Annotated in this window: 13 protein-coding genes; 9 read left to right on the top strand and 4 right to left on the bottom strand. The window is 51.4% G+C overall.

Going from position 1 to position 17,038, the window contains the following annotated elements; genetic code table 11:
• Positions 1 to 387 precede the first annotated feature (387 nt).
• Positions 388 to 1,047 carry a hypothetical protein gene (locus BUB73_RS17540; protein WP_073283877.1) on the bottom strand — a complete coding sequence of 220 codons (660 nt, stop codon included), beginning with the start codon at positions 1,045 to 1,047 and terminating at the stop codon, positions 388 to 390.
• A gap of 1,073 nt (positions 1,048 to 2,120) precedes the next feature.
• On the opposite strand from BUB73_RS17540, the gene BUB73_RS04430 reads away from it, so the two are divergent.
• Entirely contained in the window at positions 2,121 to 3,755 is a 1,635-nt protein-coding gene (locus BUB73_RS04430; protein ID WP_073283875.1) for a fumarate hydratase, read from the top strand.
• Between the two features lie 144 nt (positions 3,756 to 3,899).
• Here BUB73_RS04430 and BUB73_RS04425 read toward each other — a convergent pair whose 3' ends face one another.
• From BUB73_RS04425 to BUB73_RS04415, 3 genes are all read right to left on the bottom strand, one after another.
• Positions 3,900 to 4,451, bottom strand: coding sequence for a pseudouridine synthase (locus BUB73_RS04425; protein ID WP_073283873.1), 552 nt, complete (start codon positions 4,449 to 4,451; stop codon positions 3,900 to 3,902).
• An 84-nt stretch (positions 4,452 to 4,535) separates the two neighbouring features.
• On the bottom strand, positions 4,536 to 6,317 hold the full coding sequence (locus BUB73_RS04420) for a pectate lyase family protein (RefSeq protein WP_073283871.1): 1,782 nt from the start codon (positions 6,315 to 6,317) through the stop codon (positions 4,536 to 4,538).
• Positions 6,318 to 6,608: 291 nt separating this feature from the next.
• Complete coding sequence (locus BUB73_RS04415; RefSeq protein WP_073157417.1) at positions 6,609 to 7,793, bottom strand: TraB/GumN family protein; 1,185 nt, start codon at positions 7,791 to 7,793, stop codon at positions 6,609 to 6,611.
• Between the two features lie 114 nt (positions 7,794 to 7,907).
• On the opposite strand from BUB73_RS04415, the gene BUB73_RS04410 reads away from it, so the two are divergent.
• The 8 genes from BUB73_RS04410 to BUB73_RS04375 all read left to right on the top strand — a co-directional run bounded on the left by BUB73_RS04410 (position 7,908) and on the right by BUB73_RS04375 (position 17,038).
• Complete coding sequence (locus tag BUB73_RS04410; protein WP_073157207.1) at positions 7,908 to 8,522, top strand: hypothetical protein; 615 nt, start codon at positions 7,908 to 7,910, stop codon at positions 8,520 to 8,522.
• A 359-nt stretch (positions 8,523 to 8,881) separates the two neighbouring features.
• The gene (locus BUB73_RS04405; RefSeq protein ID WP_139258204.1) at positions 8,882 to 9,346 is read left to right on the top strand and encodes a hypothetical protein; all 465 of its coding nucleotides are present in this window, start codon (positions 8,882 to 8,884) and stop codon (positions 9,344 to 9,346) included.
• 87 nt (positions 9,347 to 9,433) lie between these two features.
• Positions 9,434 to 10,102: a (d)CMP kinase gene (gene cmk, locus BUB73_RS04400; RefSeq protein WP_073157203.1), complete on the top strand. Its 669-nt coding sequence runs from the start codon at positions 9,434 to 9,436 to the stop codon at positions 10,100 to 10,102.
• Positions 10,103 to 10,137: 35 nt separating this feature from the next.
• On the top strand, positions 10,138 to 11,886 hold the full coding sequence (gene rpsA, locus BUB73_RS04395) for a 30S ribosomal protein S1 (RefSeq protein WP_073157201.1): 1,749 nt from the start codon (positions 10,138 to 10,140) through the stop codon (positions 11,884 to 11,886).
• A gap of 461 nt (positions 11,887 to 12,347) precedes the next feature.
• Complete coding sequence (locus BUB73_RS04390) at positions 12,348 to 13,667, top strand: bifunctional phosphopantothenoylcysteine decarboxylase/phosphopantothenate synthase (RefSeq protein ID WP_073283869.1); 1,320 nt, start codon at positions 12,348 to 12,350, stop codon at positions 13,665 to 13,667.
• A 2-nt stretch (positions 13,668 to 13,669) separates the two neighbouring features.
• Positions 13,670 to 14,617, top strand: a complete 948-nt coding sequence (locus tag BUB73_RS04385; protein ID WP_073283866.1) for a uracil-DNA glycosylase family protein — start codon at positions 13,670 to 13,672, stop codon at positions 14,615 to 14,617.
• A 108-nt stretch (positions 14,618 to 14,725) separates the two neighbouring features.
• On the top strand, positions 14,726 to 16,243 hold the full coding sequence (gene dnaB, locus BUB73_RS04380; RefSeq protein ID WP_083539636.1) for a replicative DNA helicase: 1,518 nt from the start codon (positions 14,726 to 14,728) through the stop codon (positions 16,241 to 16,243).
• A 12-nt stretch (positions 16,244 to 16,255) separates the two neighbouring features.
• Entirely contained in the window at positions 16,256 to 17,038 is a 783-nt protein-coding gene (locus BUB73_RS04375; protein WP_073157193.1) for an MlaE family ABC transporter permease, read from the top strand.

The raw sequence follows: 17,038 nt of genomic DNA, 5'->3' as shown, positions 1-17,038 counted from the left end.
CCCGGTGTTAAACCGGGCCTTTTCCGCATAAAGAAAACCGCTGTCATGCAGGAGGTTTCGTTAATGCTTCCTGACGCTCATAAAATAAACGTCATAATGAATTGGCGAAAAAAAAACACCTCCCTAGCGGATCGTGGCCCTCCTTTGTCTCATCTAGCGAGATTGGGCCAAGACGCAGGCACTAGACCAGTCTTTTTATGCGAACGGTCAAAAACGCAAAAACCTGCCTTTGGGGACAGGTTTTTAGCAGGGGAGATTTTAAGGGGGGCGTAGCCCTCCTTTGTCTTGTACCGTGAATAAGAAAAGACTCCGTGATAAGCGGAGTCTTTTCTTATGAGAGTGTGCATTGACGCAGGTACTAGACCAGACGTTTTATGCGAACGGTCATTAATCCTTGCCGGTGAAGATGATGACGAGGACGGATGCAACGAATGCTGCAGAGACAATCAGGAATTCCCAGGGATTTTCCATGATGGTGGTCTTTGCAGAACCCATGGATTCGGATTCCATCTTGGCGCGTTCTTCAGCTTCAGCCTTTGCCTGAGCTTCGGCAGCCTTCTTTTCGGCTTCAGCCTTAGCGAGAGCAGCAGAATCAACCGGTGCGGGTTCTGCCTTAGTTTCGAGAACTTCAGCCTTTGCAGTGTCAGCGGCAGGAGCAGCTTCAGCAACCGGTGCGGCTTCAGCAGGAGCGGCTTCAGCGGCAGGTGCGGCAGCGGAATCAGTTGCAGCTACGGCTTCGGCAGGAGCAGCTTCAGCAGCGGGAGCGGCTTCGGCAGCAGGTGCAGCGGCAGCTTCAGCAGCGGGAGCGGCTTCGGCGGCAGGAGCAGCTTCAGCCTTTGCTTCGGCAGCAGGTGCAGCAGCTTCGGCAGCGGGAGCGGCAGCTTCAGCCTTCGGTGCTTCAGCGGCAGGAGCGGCTTCAGCCTTTACTTCGGCAGCGGGAGCCGGTGCAGCGGCGGGTGCAGCAGCGGCAGCGGGTGCTGCAGCTTCAGCAGCGAATGCAATTGCAGAGGCAAACATAGTTGCCAGCATCAGATTCTTCATCTTCATAGGATTCCTCTTTATTTAAAAACTTTAACATTCCAAAAAATAACTCATATTGAGCCGTTTTGATGAGTTTTATGAAAAAAAAGATACAAAAATACCTCAAAAACGTCACCAGACCATCAAATTTTACCTTTGGAGAGCGGCCTAACCGCATTTTGATGCTGTCGGCGACTGGCGGAGGCGGTTCAGATAAAAGTGATGAGTGGTGAGTGATGTGCTGAGGGGGGGGATCAGATATGAATAGCTTATAGTTTAAAGTTTAAAGTATAAAGAATAATGCTCGCGCCTCGTACCTCGTATCTCGTACCTCTCTGCGGCACTTCACTGTTCACTATCCACTCTATAGTTAGCGCTCCCGCTCCCAATGTCCGAACTGAATAGCTTATAGTTTAAAGTTTAAAGTATAAAGAATAATGCTCGCGCCTCGTACCTCACACCTCACACCTCGTACTTCTCTGCGGCACTTCACTGTTCACTATCCACTCTATAGTTAGCGCTCCCGCTCCCAATGTCCGAACTGAATAGCTTATAGTTTAAAGTATAAAGAATAATGCTCGCGCCTCGTACCTCGTATCTCGTACCTCTCTGCGGCACTTCACTGTTCACTATCCACTCTATAGTTAGCGCTCCCGCTCCCAATGTCCGAACTGAATAGCTTATAGTTTAAAGTTTAAAGTATAAAGAATAATGCTCGCGCCTCGTACCTCACACCTCACACCTCACGCCTCGTACTTCTCTGCGGCACTTCACTGTTCACTATCCACTCTATAGTTAGCGCTCCCGCTCCCAATGTCCGAACTGAATAGCTTATAGTTTAAAGTTTAAAGTATAAAGAATAATGCTCGCACCTCGTACCTCGTACCTCACGCCTCACAGCTGTTTCTTTTCGCTTTAATCTTTCCGCTTTCCGCTAATATTATGTAATTTTTCCCATGTAACTTTAACCCTACGGGTAATTACGAGTTATGAATTATAAAGTATGAATTATGAGAGGAATAATCGCAGCTGCGCTGCCTGGTTAAATCTTGTAATTCGTAATTCGTAATTTGTAATTGCCGAATTCATGAGGCATATTTATGGCATTCAAGTACGAAGCAACCGTACAGCACACCGGTGACACCACCGAATACGTCAACTTGGGCAAGGAAGGCGTTTCCGTAGCCGAATTCGAAGGCAAGAAGATCCTGAAGGTTTCCAAGGAAGCCCTCACCAAGATCGCTCAGGCCGCATTTGAAGAAGTCAGCTTCCGTCTCCGTCCGGCTCACACCCAGAAGGTGGCAAAGATCCTCCAGGATCCCGAAGCTTCCGACAACGACAAGTTTGTTGCTCTCACCCTCCTGAAGAATGCCTGCGTTGCTGCCAAGGGCGTGCTCCCGTTCTGCCAGGATACCGGTACCGCTATCTGCGTCGCCCACAAGGGTCAGCAGGTCTGGACTGGCTGCGATGATTTCGAAGCCATCTCCGAAGGTATCTACAATGCCTATACCACCAAGAATCTCCGCTACAGCCAGATCGCTCCTCTGACTATGTACGAAGAAAAGAACACCGCTTGCAACCTGCCTGCCCAGATCGACATCCATGCCGAAGAAGGCGCAGACATGAAGTTCCTCTTCGTTGCCAAGGGCGGTGGCTCTGCCAACAAGACTTACTACTGGCCCATGACCAAGGCCCTCCTCACCCCGAAGAACCTTGAAAAGTTCATCTCCGAAAAGGTGAAGACTCTCGGTACCGCTGCTTGCCCGCCGTACCATCTGGCCATCGTTATCGGCGGTACCTCTGCCGAAATGAATACCCACACCGTTAAGCTGGCTAGCTGCGGTTACTATGATGATCTTCCGACCACCGGTTCCGAAGGCGGCCGTATGTTCCGCGACGTGGAAATGGAAGAAAAGGTTCTCCACATCTGCCAGAAGACTGGCATCGGCGCTCAGTTCGGCGGTAAGTACCTGGTCCACGACGTTCGCGTGATCCGTTGCCCCCGTCATGCTGCAAGCTGCCCGGTTTCCATCGGCGTTTCCTGCTCTGCTGACCGCAACATCAAGGCTAAGATCGACGAAAACGGTCTGTGGCTCGAAAAGATGGAACACAATCCGGAACAGTACCTGCCGAAGGGCGAAGCAAAGATCGCCGCTGCAGTGGAAATCGACCTTGATCGTCCCATGAAGGATGTCTGCGCTGAACTGACCAAGTACCCGGTTGCAACTCGCCTGAACCTGAAGGGCACCATGATCGTGGCTCGCGACATGGCTCACGCCAAGATCGCAGAAATCCTGGACAAGCAGGAAGCCGGTCAGGAACTTTCCGACATCGAAAAGAAGGTTCTGGAAGTTGTTTCCAACCACCCGATTTACTACGCCGGTCCGGCTAAGACTCCGGAAGGCATGCCCACTGGTTCCTTCGGTCCTACTACTGCAGGCCGTATGGACCCGTACGTCATGCGCTTCCAGAGCAAGGGCCACTCCATGATCATGGTGGCTAAGGGCAACCGTTCTCAGGACGTTACCGACGCTTGCCAGAAGTTCGGCGGCTTCTACCTGGGCTCCATCGGTGGTCCGGCAGCAATCCTCGCTGAACAGAACATTCTGTCCAACGACATCGTGGCCTTCCCGGAACTGGGCATGGAAGCAATCCGCAAGATCACCATTAAGGACTTCCCCGCCTTTATCTTGGTCGACGATAAGGGTAATGATTTCTTTAAGGGTCTGCTGTAACTGACGACGCGCGAAAGCGCGGTGTCATCCCGAGCGAAGTCGAGGGACCTAGCATAAAAACAACCCCGTCGGAAAAATCCGGCGGGGTGTTTTTTTAGAGTGTCATTGCGAGCTGAAGGCGTGGCAATCTTTTAGAAGGCAAACTTAAATCACTTTCTCGGTCACAACCCGCCATTCACCAGGCTGTAAATCGCCAAGGGGAATGTTCCCGATTTTCACGCGGACCAGACGCAGGGTAGGGAAGCCCACTGCGGCGGTCATGTGACGGACTTGACGGTTTTTTCCTTCAATGAGAGTCAGCTCTACCCAGCTAGTGGGAATGTTGGCGCGGAAACGGACCGGCGGATTGCGGTCCCAGATCCAGTCTGGTGCTGGCACGATGCGGGCCTTGCAGGGCTTGGTATGATACCCCTTGATGTCTACTCCAGCGGCGAGGCGTCGCACGGCTTCTTCGGTAATTTGTCCGTCAACTTGCGCGAGATAAGTGCGAGGATGTTCGAACTTGGGGTCCAGAAGTTTCTTGATGAGCTTGCCGTTATCGGTCAGCAACAAGGCGCCTTCGCTGTCATGATCCAGGCGGCCAGCAGCGTACACTCCGGGCGGAAAGCCGAAGGTGTCCAGAGCGGGGTGACCCGACTCCGGCGTGAACTGGCTTAATACGCCAAAAGGCTTGTTGAACAGGATGACGGTAGACATTGACTCAAATATAAAAAAGCTGAACTCATAAAAGAAAAAACTCCGTTCGATTCTGAACGGAGCTTTTTTATTGGTGGAAGAATTCTAACGAATGGAGATAATGTGGTTAACGCGATTTATACGGACCATGTATCTTCCAGAATTGGGAATGTCGGTTACGATCCGTTCGCTGTTAATCATGCCGACTTTTAGTGGGCGGCCTTGCATATCGAAGATGGCGAATGACTTGCCCTTGGCGCCTTCGATGGTGACGGCGTGACCATTTGTAGTGATGGTGTGTTTGAAGTTTGTGGTGGCTGCGATGGCCTGGGTTTGACTTTCTGCGGAACTGCTAGTCGGTTCTGCATCCTGCTCGCTGCTGGAGAAATCTTCGACGGGCTCGCTGCTGGATGAATCTTCTTTGGTTACGCTGCTGGAACTTTCCGGATTCTTGTTGTTTTCGTCTTTTCCGTTTTCGTCGGTCTTGCCGCTTTCTGTTCCTGCAGTAACGGTGATTGTTCCGCTCTTCGTTGCGGTGGAGTTGCCGCCTGTGGTGGTGATGGTGTACTTGTAACTACCTGCGGCTGCGTTTGCAGAAACGGTTCCCGAAATGTAGAAGTCGGAACCCTTCAATGTTCCGCTGACGCCCTCGGGCAATCCGGTGACGGTTGCGCCGGTGGCGCCTGCAATGGTGTAGTAGAATTCATCGATGGCGCTGCCGGCGGCGACGGTCTGGCTGGAGTTGCCTGAGCCGTGTTTTGTAAGGCTTGCTTCGCCAGAGACGGCTACGGAACTGCTGGAGATGTCATTGCGGGAGCTGGAAGAGTTGGTGGCGGTGGTTGAAGAACTGATTTGAACTTCGGAGGATGAACTTGCCGGAGTGACGGTTCCGCTGCTTCCTGGGTTAGGCAAGGTGGCGCCTGCATACTGTTTAATGGAATCGCGGAGGGCGTAAGCTTTGGCTTGGGTACTTACGTCCGTAAGGCTCATGGAATAGCTGGGTTTGAATGCGGTGCCGGTGCCAGCTTGCTTCTTCTTCACGTTTTCTTCATAGTTGTTGATCATTTGGGCTGCTGTGATGGTGCCGTCGCTGGTGTACAAGTCTAGAGCCTTCTGTACGTTCAAGAACACGTTGTTTTCGATGCGAATGTCGGCTTCAACAGCGGCGCGAACGCAGTAGCTGGCGTCCTTGCTATCGAACAGGTTGTTGGCTACGTGGACCTTGCCGAAGCGCACGCGAGGCATGCGTTCCACAACGCCGTCTGCCCACCAAGTGTGATGGAAGGTGACGTTGAGATGGCCTCGGTCTGAAGTTTTTGTCTTGCTGTTGCCAATGAGGTTGCTGAACTGATGGCCTGTACTCTTGTTAGTATAGCTGAACTTGGTCCAGGAAATGGTCACGTAGTCAGAAGCGTTGGTGATGTCCAGGTTGCCGTCGTGACCGTCATAAATGTCGACGTGGTCAATCCAGACGTTCTTGGATTCGTGATTCACCTGGAGGCAATCTTCGTCGTCATCGTCGTGGGCGCCGATGCCCTGGAATTTCAGGTTGCGGATAATGACGTTCTTGGATCCGCTAAGCTTCATGGCGCTGCCGGTGGTGGGTTGGGTGATGACTGCGCCCTGGTAACCGTAGATGGTTACGTTGCTACCCACGTTGATGGGGCCTGCGTAAGTACCCGGCTTTACATAGATAATCTTGTTTCCCGCCTTGGCGTAATTGGCCAATTCACTGGTGGTGCTGACGGTAACTTCGCCGTAGCCCTTGCCGCCGGTGGTGCCGCCGTTCTGGGTGGCGAAACCGGTCATAGGAAAGTCCGGAGAAGTAACTGCCGTTGCGACGGTGGCGAGGCCAAAGGCCATTGCTGTGAAAATTTTGGAATTCATACCCACATCCCTTTTTATAACACCTTGATTTTGAGACAATCGTTTTTACTTAAAGTTTAATGTTCTCAAAATCTTTCTTATAATTTAATCCTGGAATTAAGGCGTGTCAATAGGGGATGGTGAATATTTGTTTAAATTTTACACAAAATTTAAACAAATATTTTGAAAGTTTGATTTTGTGTTCTCAAAATTTGTTGAATGCCGTGTTTTTGAACGTTCCTGTATAACAGAAAAGCCCCCGTGCTTGCGGAGGCTTTTAAAAAATGAGATTCGGCCTGAATTTGTTTTTTTTTACAGAGCCTGGTAAATATTGAAAATTGCCAGGATCTTGCCCACGATAGCGGGGAGGCCCGGGCACAGGAAGCAGAGGATCACTCGGGTCACACGGTTCTTCCACCAGCGCTTGACCTGCCAGATGTCGTCGGTAAGGGTTTCCATTTCGGCCACGCGGGGCGGACGCATGTAGACCTGGGTAAGGGCGGTAAAGAATCCAACGCCAATGAGGGGCGTAAGGCCTGTGAAGGGGGCTGTTATCAGGGCCACCAAAATGGTCAGAGGGTGACCTCCGGCGATAATGGTTCCCAGCATGGCTCCACCGCCGGTCAGCATGGCCCACTGGAGGCTCAGTTCTCCAGCTTTGGCGGCTCCGGCGTGAATACCCACGGCGATAATGCTTGCAATGATGGCGATGGGAATGGCCCAGCCGATAATTTTCCAGATGGGTGCGCTCTTGGGGATGACACTGATGGATTCTTCGCTGGGGAGTTCCTTGTCTTCTTCGATGATGCTTGCGATGCCGCGCATATGGCCTGCGCCGACTACAGCGACAATCTTGTTGCCGGGGGCGTTCTTGATCTTGCTGGCCAGGAACTGGTCGCGTTCGTCGATGAGGACCTGCTTCACTTCGGGGAAGGACTTGCCGAATTCCTGCATCATTCCGTTCAGGGCGTCCTGTTCCTTGATCTTTGCCAGTTCCTCTTCGCTGACTTCGGTCTTGTCGAAAATGCTGGCGAAAAGACCGCCCAAAAGGCTGAGCTTGCGATACCAGGGAGTGCAGGCCCAGGTGCGGCGGAGGGTAATCTTGATGTCGCGGTCTGCCAAGACCAGCTCGTGTCCGGCGTTTTCGGCCACGTCAACGGCTTCTTTCAGTTCGGAACCGGGCTTGACGCCAGTCTGTGCGCCCATGCGCTTCTGATAGGAGCCCAGCACCAGGTTGGCGATAAGGGTGCCTAATTGCTTGTTCTTGATGACCTGTCGCAGGTCCATCGTTTTCCAGCGGTCGGGGTCCTTGATAGACTTGAGACGGCCGTCATCCAGTTCAACGCAGACGGTATCCGGTTTTTCGGCCTCGATGGTCTCGCGGACGAGGTCCTTGGAGGCCTGGGAAATGTGGGCTGTGCCGATAAGGATGATTTCCCTGGGGGTGCCTTGGGTGTTTTCCTTGTTTATACGGTAGATGTCTGCGCTTTCTGTCATGGTGAATGCCAATGTAGCAAAGAGATGCGTAAAAATTTTTTTGAAATTTGCAAATATTTCGTAAAAGTGTGTATATTTAGGCGGGATTTTTAAATTTTTTCGGAGGAATGTCCTATGAAAAAAATTCTGGTGTGCTTTGCAGCTTTGGCTGCTATGGTTCTGTCTGCCTGTAGCGGAACTAAGGCTGACGATCCTGAAGCCTTGGATAACGCACTGGTTGCATTTACTTCTTGTGTGCAGGGTTCCCGTTGGCAGGAAGCTCTGGAGTATGTGACTCCGGATGAAGCCGATGCTATCGCAACCTCTGACGGCTACGAATTTAAGGAAGACTACAAGGTCGCCGCACGTCGTCTGCCCCTTTCCACCCTCCGCCGCGCCGGTCTGGAAGTGGACTCCAAGGGTCGTCTGGTAGGTATCAAGGATGCCATGGACGAAGCCAACGAACGTAACGTCATGTCTGCAGAACAGGCCAAGGTCGGTACCAACTTGAAGCAGATGGAAGACGAACGCATCAAGCGCCGCCTCGAACAGGGTCAGAAGATTATGCAGGAAGAAGAAGAAGCTGCTAATCAGGAACAGGAAGAAATTGTCTATTCCAACAAGCTGACTGAAGAAGAAAAGCGCAAGTACGGTAGCACCCGCGATCTGCAGGCTCCCGAGGAATTCTCTGACGAGAATACCCAGGCCGCTGAAGAACAAATCTACAACGGCGACTACGACAATCCGTAATTGGAATGCAACGAATTTAAGAAGCGGGCTTCGGCTCGCTTTTTTTTATGAGTGGCAGATGGCGGGTTTACTAACTAAATAGGGGTGGAGGCCGATTTGGTTAGTAAAAATGTGAAAAATCACAGGGTGCTTTGGAGTGGAGGTGGTATCGCTACTGACCAAATGGACAGTAAGATGGCTTTGGGTTAGTAAAGATCCTTGGAAATGGGGAAAAGGGAGTGTGGATAAATTAATTTTTTACTAACCATTTGGCTTTTTTAGGATGGATTGGTTCGTAGGGTGTAATGGAACTACCTTCCAAATGCGCGAAAAAATGAGTTTTGGTTAGTAAAAAAGGCGTGGGGTATGCCTGTGGTTTGATGAACTTTCTATTTTATCGGATGATGAAAGTCAAACTGTTTAAAACACTTGTTTGCCCGTTGGCGCTGTTGACCCTGCTCCTGGTGGGGTGTGGTGACTTGACTGCGGGGGACCCGGCGGCAAACGGATATCAGTTCAACAAGAGCTTTTACTATTACTATTCCGAGACCTGCAGGTACGATGCCATTGGCGCCTATGACTGCGGCCGCCTGGAATCCATCAGCCCTTCGTTCAAGGTGAGGCTCCGGATCGATTCCGATGATTTTGCAACCTTGAATCTGGATGGGACGTACTACTATTATATGCCTAGTGAATATGGCCGCGGTTACGACGATGACTTTGGCGGTTATTACAGTTTTTATGAGGATGAAGACCGCCTTGATGTCTATAAGAGCGGGGAATTGATGGCATATTGGGGCGATGATGGCTATGTCACGTTCTATTATTATGATTTGCCGTACTAAAAGGACGTTTTATTCCCTTTTTTTATAGATCGGTTAGCGGGCTCTACTTGAAGCCCCTTTTTATTTTTTCTAAATTACGCGCCACTCATGAGTACATCCGAAAACTTTGTTATTGCACTTGATGGTGGCAGCGGTACCGGTAAGAGCACCACTGCAAAGCTGATTGCCAAGAAGCTGGGCATTACCTACCTGGATACAGGGGCTATGTACCGCGCTGTGACTTTCGCCGCCCTCGAGAAGGGACTTCCTGCCGAGGAAGGTCCTGCCATGGATGAACTCCTCAAGAATCTAAAGCTTAGCTTTGACTCCGAAAACCACATCCTCATCGACGGCGTGTCTTACGAATCCGACATCCGCGGTATGCGCGTTTCTTCTAACGTGAGCATCTACTGCGCCCTGCCGTCTGTCCGCCGCGCCATGACCGACAAGCAGCGCGAGATCGGTGCCGTTTCCAGTTGCATCCTGGATGGCCGCGACATCGGTACCGTGGTTTTCCCCAATGCCAAGTACAAGTTTTTCCTCGTCACCGACGTGAAGGTTCGCGCCGAACGACGCCTCAAGGAACTCCTTGAACGCGGAGAAAAGGTGACCTATGAGGAAGTTCTGGAGAACCTGGTCGAACGTGACCGTCTGGATTCCTCTAGAGCTACGGCCCCTCTCAAGAAGGCCGACGACGCTATTGAAATTGACACTACACAAACCTCAATTGAACAACAGGTTCAAAAAATTCTCGACTACGTAGGTGTAGTGGCGTAGCTTGAATTTTATTAACCGCAACCAAACAAACTAATATGGCAAACACAATCAAATTCGGTTCTCAGGCTGACCTCGACGAAATCCTTGCTGCACAGGCTTCTTGCACTGCTGACTTCCGCAAGGCTAACGCTGACATCTACGCTGGTATGGACTGCCTCGAACAGGGCAAGCTCGTTACCGGTAAGATCTCTCAGGTCAACGATCAGGAAGTTCTCATCGACGTGAACTACAAGTCCGAAGGCGTTATCGAACGCGGTGAATTCAAGGACTCTGACTCCCTGGAAATCGGTTCTGAAATTGAAGTTTTCGTTGAAAAGCTTGAAGATGAAGACGGCCGTCTCATCCTCTCCAAGCAGAAGGCTGACTTCGTTCGCGTATGGGATCGCATCCATGCTGCATTCGAAAACAACGAAGTGGTCAAGGGTACCCTCACCAAGCGCATCAAGGGCGGCGTTGTTGTCGACCTGTTCGGTATCGATGCATTCCTCCCGGGTTCCCAGATCGATCTCCGCCAGATTCCGGACATCAATGCCCTCATCGGTCAGGACTTCGACCTCAAGGTTATCAAGGTTAACAAGGCTCGTCGTAACATCGTCGTTTCCCGCCGTGTTGTTCTCGAAGAAGAACGCAACAAGCAGCGTGGCGACGTTCTCGAAACCCTCGAAAAGAACCAGGTTCGCAAGGGTATCGTCAAGAACATCACCGACTTCGGTGCATTCATTGACCTCGGCGGCGTAGATGGCCTCCTCCACATCACCGACATGAGCTACAAGCGCATCAACCACCCCACCGAAATGGTCCAGCTCGGCCAGGAAGTGGAAGTCATGGTGCTCGACTTCAACGACAAGAAGGAACGTATCTCTCTCGGCATGAAGCAGCTTAAGCCGCATCCCTGGAAGGATATCGCTGAACGTTACCCCGAAGGCGCTATCGTTAAGGGTAAGGTTGTTTCCATCACCGATTACGGTGCATTCATTGAACTGGATTCCGGCGTTGAAGGCCTCATCCACGTTTCTGAAATGTCCTGGACTCAGCACGTCAAGCACCCGTCCAAGATTCTCACCGTCGGTCAGGAAGTCGAAGCTGTCGTTCTCAAGGTTGAAGAAGATGCAGAACGTATCTCTCTCGGCATGAAGCAGCTGGAATCCGATCCGTGGGATACCATCGAAACCGAACTTCCCCCGGGCGCACGCGTGGTTGGTGAAATCCGCAACATCGCTTCCTTCGGCGCATTCGTCGAAATCAAGGAAGGTGTTGATGGCCTCATCCACGTTTCTGACATGTCCTGGACCAAGAAGATCACCCATCCGAACGAAATGGTCAAGAAGGGTGACAAGGTCGAATGCGTCGTTCTCGCTGTCGATAAGGAAAAGCGCCGCATTTCTCTGTCCATGAAGCACCTCACCGAAGATCCGTGGGATTCCATCGATGCTTCTTATCCGGTTAACGCAGAAGTGAACGGCAAGATCGTTCGCATGCTGGACCGCGGTGTTGTTGTTGAACTGGGCGAAGGCATCGAAGGCTTCATCCCCGTTTCCAAGCTGACTGCTGAATACATCAAGGTTCCTGCCGATGCATTCAAGGTTGGTGACGAAGTTCCGGCTGTTGTTACTGAAATCGATCAGAACAACCGCAAGATTTACCTCTCTGTTGTCGACTACTTCAAGAGCCGTGAATCTGCTGAACTGAAGGCTTGGATGGACTCTCATAAGCCGGGCGAAAACGGCACCACTATCGGTGACGCTGCTCCCAAGGCTAAGAAGTCCGCTAAGAAGGAAGCTTAATAGCGAAGGGCTGTGAGGTATGAGGTCGCAAGCCTTCGGCTTGCTTTGAGGTGACTCAAGACTCATGCCTCATTTCTCAAAACACATAGCTTGAGGAATCCCGTGGTTAACGCCGCGGGGTTTCTTTTTTTGATTTGGTGAAAATTTGGACTCCAATTGCGGGAAAAATTATGGTTTGGAGTCCTTTTATTTACGTTGTTTGTATATACGAGAGTGCGATTAAGGTCAATATGGACTCCATTTAGCGTATTTGGGGAAATTTGGAGCCCATCTGTTAGAAAAATTAATGGGGATAATTGACTTTTTGCGTTAATTTATTCTAAATTATGGACTCCAAATAAACATGATCGCTCGGTTTGGAGCCCATTTATGCCCGAAACGGTCCTTTTGCATTTAAATTCGACCTGATGTTGTTAGATTTTCTGCAGGATTTAAGTTTTAATTTTTCTACAATTTAGGACATGGATTTAGCTGGAAAGAAAATTCTACTTGGTGTTTCTGGCGGGATTGCCGCCTACAAGTCCTGCGAACTTTTGCGACTGTTGCAAAAGAAGGGGGCCGAGGTGCGCGTCTGCATGACGGAGGCTGCAACTCAGTTTGTGGCGCCCCTGACGTTTGCTAGCCTTTCCAAGTGTCCCGTGTATTTGAAGAACGGGGCGGTGGAGGCTCGTCCTTTCCAGCATATTGATTTCCCCCGATGGGCCGACATCTACCTGGTGGTCCCCGCCACGGCCAATGTAATCGGTAAGTTCGCCTACGGCATTGCCGATGATCCTGTAAGCCTTTGCTTTATGAGTTGCACTTGCGAACGTTTTGTGGCGCCTGCCATGAATGTGGCTATGTATAATTCGCCGGCGGTCAAGCGCAATTTGGAAACACTTCGTCATTTTGAAAATACCTGTGTGCTGGAAAGTCCCGCTGGCTTTTTGGCCTGCGGCGAAGTGGGGCAGGGAAGGCTTCTGGAACCCGCGCAGATTGCGGATTTTTTGGAGGCGAGAGAGGAACGTCGAACGGAGTGCGAAAAGTCTGTGGCCCAACCGCAGGTTTCTGACGCTCAGAAGTTCCTTGAGGAGTCTGCTAAACTTGACTTACCTGGTGCCTGTAACCTGTCGCCTGAAGCCTCGACTCGCCGAGTTCTGATTACTGCCGGTCGAACCGAAGAAGCTATCGATCCGGTCCGTTATATTTCTAATCGCAGCAGCGGAAAGACTGCTGTCGCCTTGTCTGCGGTGTTCCTGGCAAATGGTTTTGACGTAGAAGTGGTGGCCGGTCCCATGGAAGCTGAATTCCCCGGTGGCGTCAAGGTGACCCGAGTCAAGAGCGCTTGTGAAATGCATGACGCGGTTCTTGCCCGCCAGCCCCACGTAGATGCCCTTGTCCATTGTGCGGCCGTGGCTGATTACCGCCCTGCCAATCCGGCTAACGAAAAAATCAAGGATAGCCGCAGTCAGCTGGTTATCGAACTGGTTCCCAATCCCAACATCTTGCGGGACTGTTCCGCTGCCCGAAAGCAGGGACAGGTGATTGTCGGTTTCGCCCTGGAAACAGATCATTTCAAGGAACATGCTGCCGAAAAATTCCAGAAGTCCGGAGCCGATGCTCTCCTCCTGAATGCGCCTGTGGCTTCGGATAGCGGCTTCGGAAAGGATAACGTGCGCTTTGCCCTGGTGGAGCACGACAAGCCTATTCCGGAACTTTCCATGGGCAGCAAGGTTTCCCTGGCAGAGACCATCGTCAGTTTCTGTATGTCCCGTCTGACCCAAAATCGAGTTGAGGGGTAAGCATGTCTGAAGAATACAATTTTAGCGCTCTACGCAATTATCTGGCCGCCCAGATTGACCTGGGTGATGCAGACTTGCTGATGGATGAACCTTGGGCTCCCGTGAAGAAGGCTGTCGCCCGTCCTGCAGGCCGTAACCTGCCGCCGATTCCCAGACCCCAGGCCGCCCCCGCCCCCGCAGCGGCTCCCCGTCCGGTTCCCAGGAACTTGCCGCCTACATTCCCCAATGCAAGGCCCGCTTCTCAGGAATCCATGGAAGACTCTTCGGAAGGCTTGTCTATTCCAAATATGCCCATTCCCGACAATACCGGACTTACGGGCAGTTTCTTTGGGGATATTCCTGCAGCCCCTGCACAGGCTGCTGTTCCCGCTCCGGCACCTCGCACCGTCAAGAGAGCCGCTTCCGCTTACGAATCAGTGCTGAGCCTGAACGACTTTTACGAAGCCATCAAGTCCGAGGCCTTGTACGCCAAGGAACCGCAGGTCTTGCGTTATGCCGGACCTGCCAATCCCAAGTTGCTGTTCCTTTTGCAGGCTGCCAAGCAGGGCGAAACTACTGAGAATTTCTTGACCGCTCCTGTGGGTGAAATGCTTGGACGCCTTTTTGTTAGCCTAGGCTATGATGTAGCGGATATCGGCATCACGTACTTCTTCAAGTCTACGGATCGCCCCCTGGCCCCCCTATTGGACGCGGCCCTCAAGAAAATGTTGGCCAAGGAAGTTTCCTTTATCAAGCCTGAAATCATGGTCACCTTTGGTCAGCCCCTGTTCTACAAGGTCATGGGCAAGAACAAGAATTTTGACGAATTGGCTGGTACCGCCCAGGACTTCGAAGGGGTAAGAACCGTAAGCCTGGTGGACCCCTACGCCATGGTGAACGATAAGCAGATGAAATGGCTCACCTGGAAAATTCACATTCCCCGCAGTGGTTTGTTCAAGGCAAAAGTCTAGGAATTGCATTGCGATCCTTTCAAAAAAACACCGTTTTGATACGATGAATAACGGCTCCCTGAAAATGGGAGCCTTTTCAAATTTTATATTTCAAAATGGAAAATTATTATGTCAGAATTTGATAACGAACAGAACTTCCCTGAGCCGGAATTCGATCAGGGCTATTCGGAACCGAACTACAGCGAACCGGAATATACGCCGAAGAAGCGTGGCTCCGATTCTGGAAAGTTTGAAGGCCGTCAGGTCCCTATGGACCTGGATGCGGAACGTTGCCTGCTGGGCAGCATCTTGCGCGATCCTGAAGTGATGGGCGAAGCCATCATGATTATTAAAGATGAAGGGTACTTCTACCTGGAAAAACATCAGCTGATATGGACCGCCTTGTGTACGTTAAATCGTAACGTTACCCCTATTGACCTGGTGACCTTGGCTTCTGAACTGGAAACCATGGGCAAGCTGTCTTTGGTGGGCGGTCGTGAGTATCTGTTCGATTTGATGGAATCGGTGGCGTCTTCGGCAAACGCTTCCTGGCATATGGAGCTGCTCCGCAAGAAGGCTTCTTTGCGTAAACTCATCGATATGAGTTCCACCATTATCAGGAATGCCATGGATCCGGCTGCCGCTCCCGACGAGGTGCTGCAAGATGCCGAACGCGATATGTTTGCCATCGCCGATGACCAGGTCCGCGATTCCCTGAAGCCTATTAACCAGTTCATGACGCCTCTCCTGGAACGTCTGAATAACCGTAAGGATGGCATTACCGGCATTCGAACCGGCATTACCGAACTGGATGAACTGACCAACGGTCTACAGAAGTCCGACTTGATTATTCTGGCAGCCCGTCCTGGTGTGGGTAAGACCTCTTTCGCCATGACCATTGCCGCAAACGCCGCCATCAAGTTCAATCAGAACGTGGCCTTCTTCAGCCTAGAAATGGATGGTGTGCAGTTGGCTCAGCGTCTACTGAGCTCCCAGGCTGGCATCGACCAGAGCCGCCTTCGTAACGGCCACTTGACCAACGACGAAAAGCGCCAGCTTATTGCCGCTGTGACTCCCATTAGCCAGGCTCCTTTGTACGTGGACGACAATGCTGACCTTGGCATTATGGAACTGATGAGTAAGGCCCGCCAGCTCAAGCGCAAGAACAAGCTGGATCTCTTGATTATCGACTACTTGCAGTTGATGAAGACCGGCAAGGAAGAAAACCGTGCCGTGGCTATCGGCGCCATTTCCCGTGGTCTTAAAATCCTGGCCAAGGAAATGCAGGTGCCCGTGATTGCTTTGGCCCAGCTCTCCCGTAAGGTGGAAGAAAAGGGTCGCGAACGTCCTCAGCTTTCTGACCTTCGTGAATCAGGTTCTATCGAACAGGATGCCGACATGGTGTGGTTCGTGGAACGTAAGTTCGTGCAGACCCATAAGGAAGAAGACCGCAATCAGGCGGAACTAATTGTGGCCAAGCATCGTAACGGTTCCGTTAAGGATATCAGGATGACTTTCATTCCCGAATATACCACCTTCTACGATGCCGCACCCGATGATATGGGTGAAGGTGGTGATGGTGGAGCCTACGTCTATGATGATGGTGGCGATATGGGGGGCGGCGCTCCCGACTTTGCGGACTTTTAAGGAGAATTTCTGATGCCTCTGCTCCTTCGTCCTTTTGCCTGGATTGGCGAAATCATCGTAACCGGTATTTCCAATATCGGTGAGGTTGTCTGCATTCTGTTGAATACGCTGAAGCAGCTCCGTTACATCCACAAGAATCCTGACCTTATTGCGAAGCAGATGATTTCCATTGGCGTATCGTCTCTTCCGTTGTTGTTTGTGACCTCTCTATTTACGGGCATGGTGGCTACGGTTTGTGCAAAGTTCGAATTCCACAATTTGGTGGCCGATAAGTTTGTCGGTACTGCGGCCTGTAAGATGGTGCTTATCGAACTGGGCCCCCTGCTTACTGCTATTGTGCTTTCTGGCCGTGTAGGTAGCGCCATTGCCGCAGAACTGGGTTCCATGAAAGAAAAGGAAGAACTGGCGGCGTACACCGTGCTCGGACTGGAACCGTACCGTTACCTGGCGTTGCCTCGCTTTGTGGCCTTCTTTACCATGATTCCCTGTCTGACCATTATTTCTAATGCCCTGGCCATTATCGGTGGTTGGATTGTTTGCGTGTTGGGTCTGGATATTACGACTTACACCTATGTGACGGGTATGCAGTACTTGTTCGATCCTATGGATCTTTGGTCTGGTGTGTTGAAGTCCTTTGTTTTTGGAACCCTCATCTTCTTGTTGGGTTACTACCATGGCGTTAATGCCAAGGCCGGCGCCCGAGGTGTGGGTCTTGCGACCATGAGCGTTGTTGTGTCCAGTTGCCTTATGATCTTGATTGCTGACTTTGTCCTGGATGCATTCCTATTCTTCTAG

Source organism: Fibrobacter sp. UWH6, assembly GCF_900142465.1.
GTDB lineage: Bacteria > Fibrobacterota > Fibrobacteria > Fibrobacterales > Fibrobacteraceae > Fibrobacter.
The sequence above is the reverse complement of the archived record's forward strand: the minus strand, read 5'-3'. Positions and strand labels throughout refer to the sequence as shown.

Coding starts and splice junctions, on each gene's coding strand:
- BUB73_RS04425 (WP_073283873.1), bottom strand. CDS start 4,451: ATGTCTACCGTCATCCTGTTCAACAAGCCTTTTGGCGTATTAAGCCAG.
- BUB73_RS04410 (WP_073157207.1), top strand. CDS start 7,908: ATGAAAAAAATTCTGGTGTGCTTTGCAGCTTTGGCTGCTATGGTTCTG.
- BUB73_RS04415 (WP_073157417.1), bottom strand. CDS start 7,793: ATGACAGAAAGCGCAGACATCTACCGTATAAACAAGGAAAACACCCAA.
- rpsA (WP_073157201.1), top strand. CDS start 10,138: ATGGCAAACACAATCAAATTCGGTTCTCAGGCTGACCTCGACGAAATC.
- BUB73_RS04420 (WP_073283871.1), bottom strand. CDS start 6,317: ATGAATTCCAAAATTTTCACAGCAATGGCCTTTGGCCTCGCCACCGTC.
- BUB73_RS04390 (WP_073283869.1), top strand. CDS start 12,348: ATGGATTTAGCTGGAAAGAAAATTCTACTTGGTGTTTCTGGCGGGATT.
- BUB73_RS04405 (WP_139258204.1), top strand. CDS start 8,882: ATGAACTTTCTATTTTATCGGATGATGAAAGTCAAACTGTTTAAAACA.
- BUB73_RS17540 (WP_073283877.1), bottom strand. CDS start 1,047: ATGAAGATGAAGAATCTGATGCTGGCAACTATGTTTGCCTCTGCAATT.
- dnaB (WP_083539636.1), top strand. CDS start 14,726: ATGTCAGAATTTGATAACGAACAGAACTTCCCTGAGCCGGAATTCGAT.
- cmk (WP_073157203.1), top strand. CDS start 9,434: ATGAGTACATCCGAAAACTTTGTTATTGCACTTGATGGTGGCAGCGGT.
- BUB73_RS04430 (WP_073283875.1), top strand. CDS start 2,121: ATGGCATTCAAGTACGAAGCAACCGTACAGCACACCGGTGACACCACC.
- BUB73_RS04385 (WP_073283866.1), top strand. CDS start 13,670: ATGTCTGAAGAATACAATTTTAGCGCTCTACGCAATTATCTGGCCGCC.
- BUB73_RS04375 (WP_073157193.1), top strand. CDS start 16,256: ATGCCTCTGCTCCTTCGTCCTTTTGCCTGGATTGGCGAAATCATCGTA.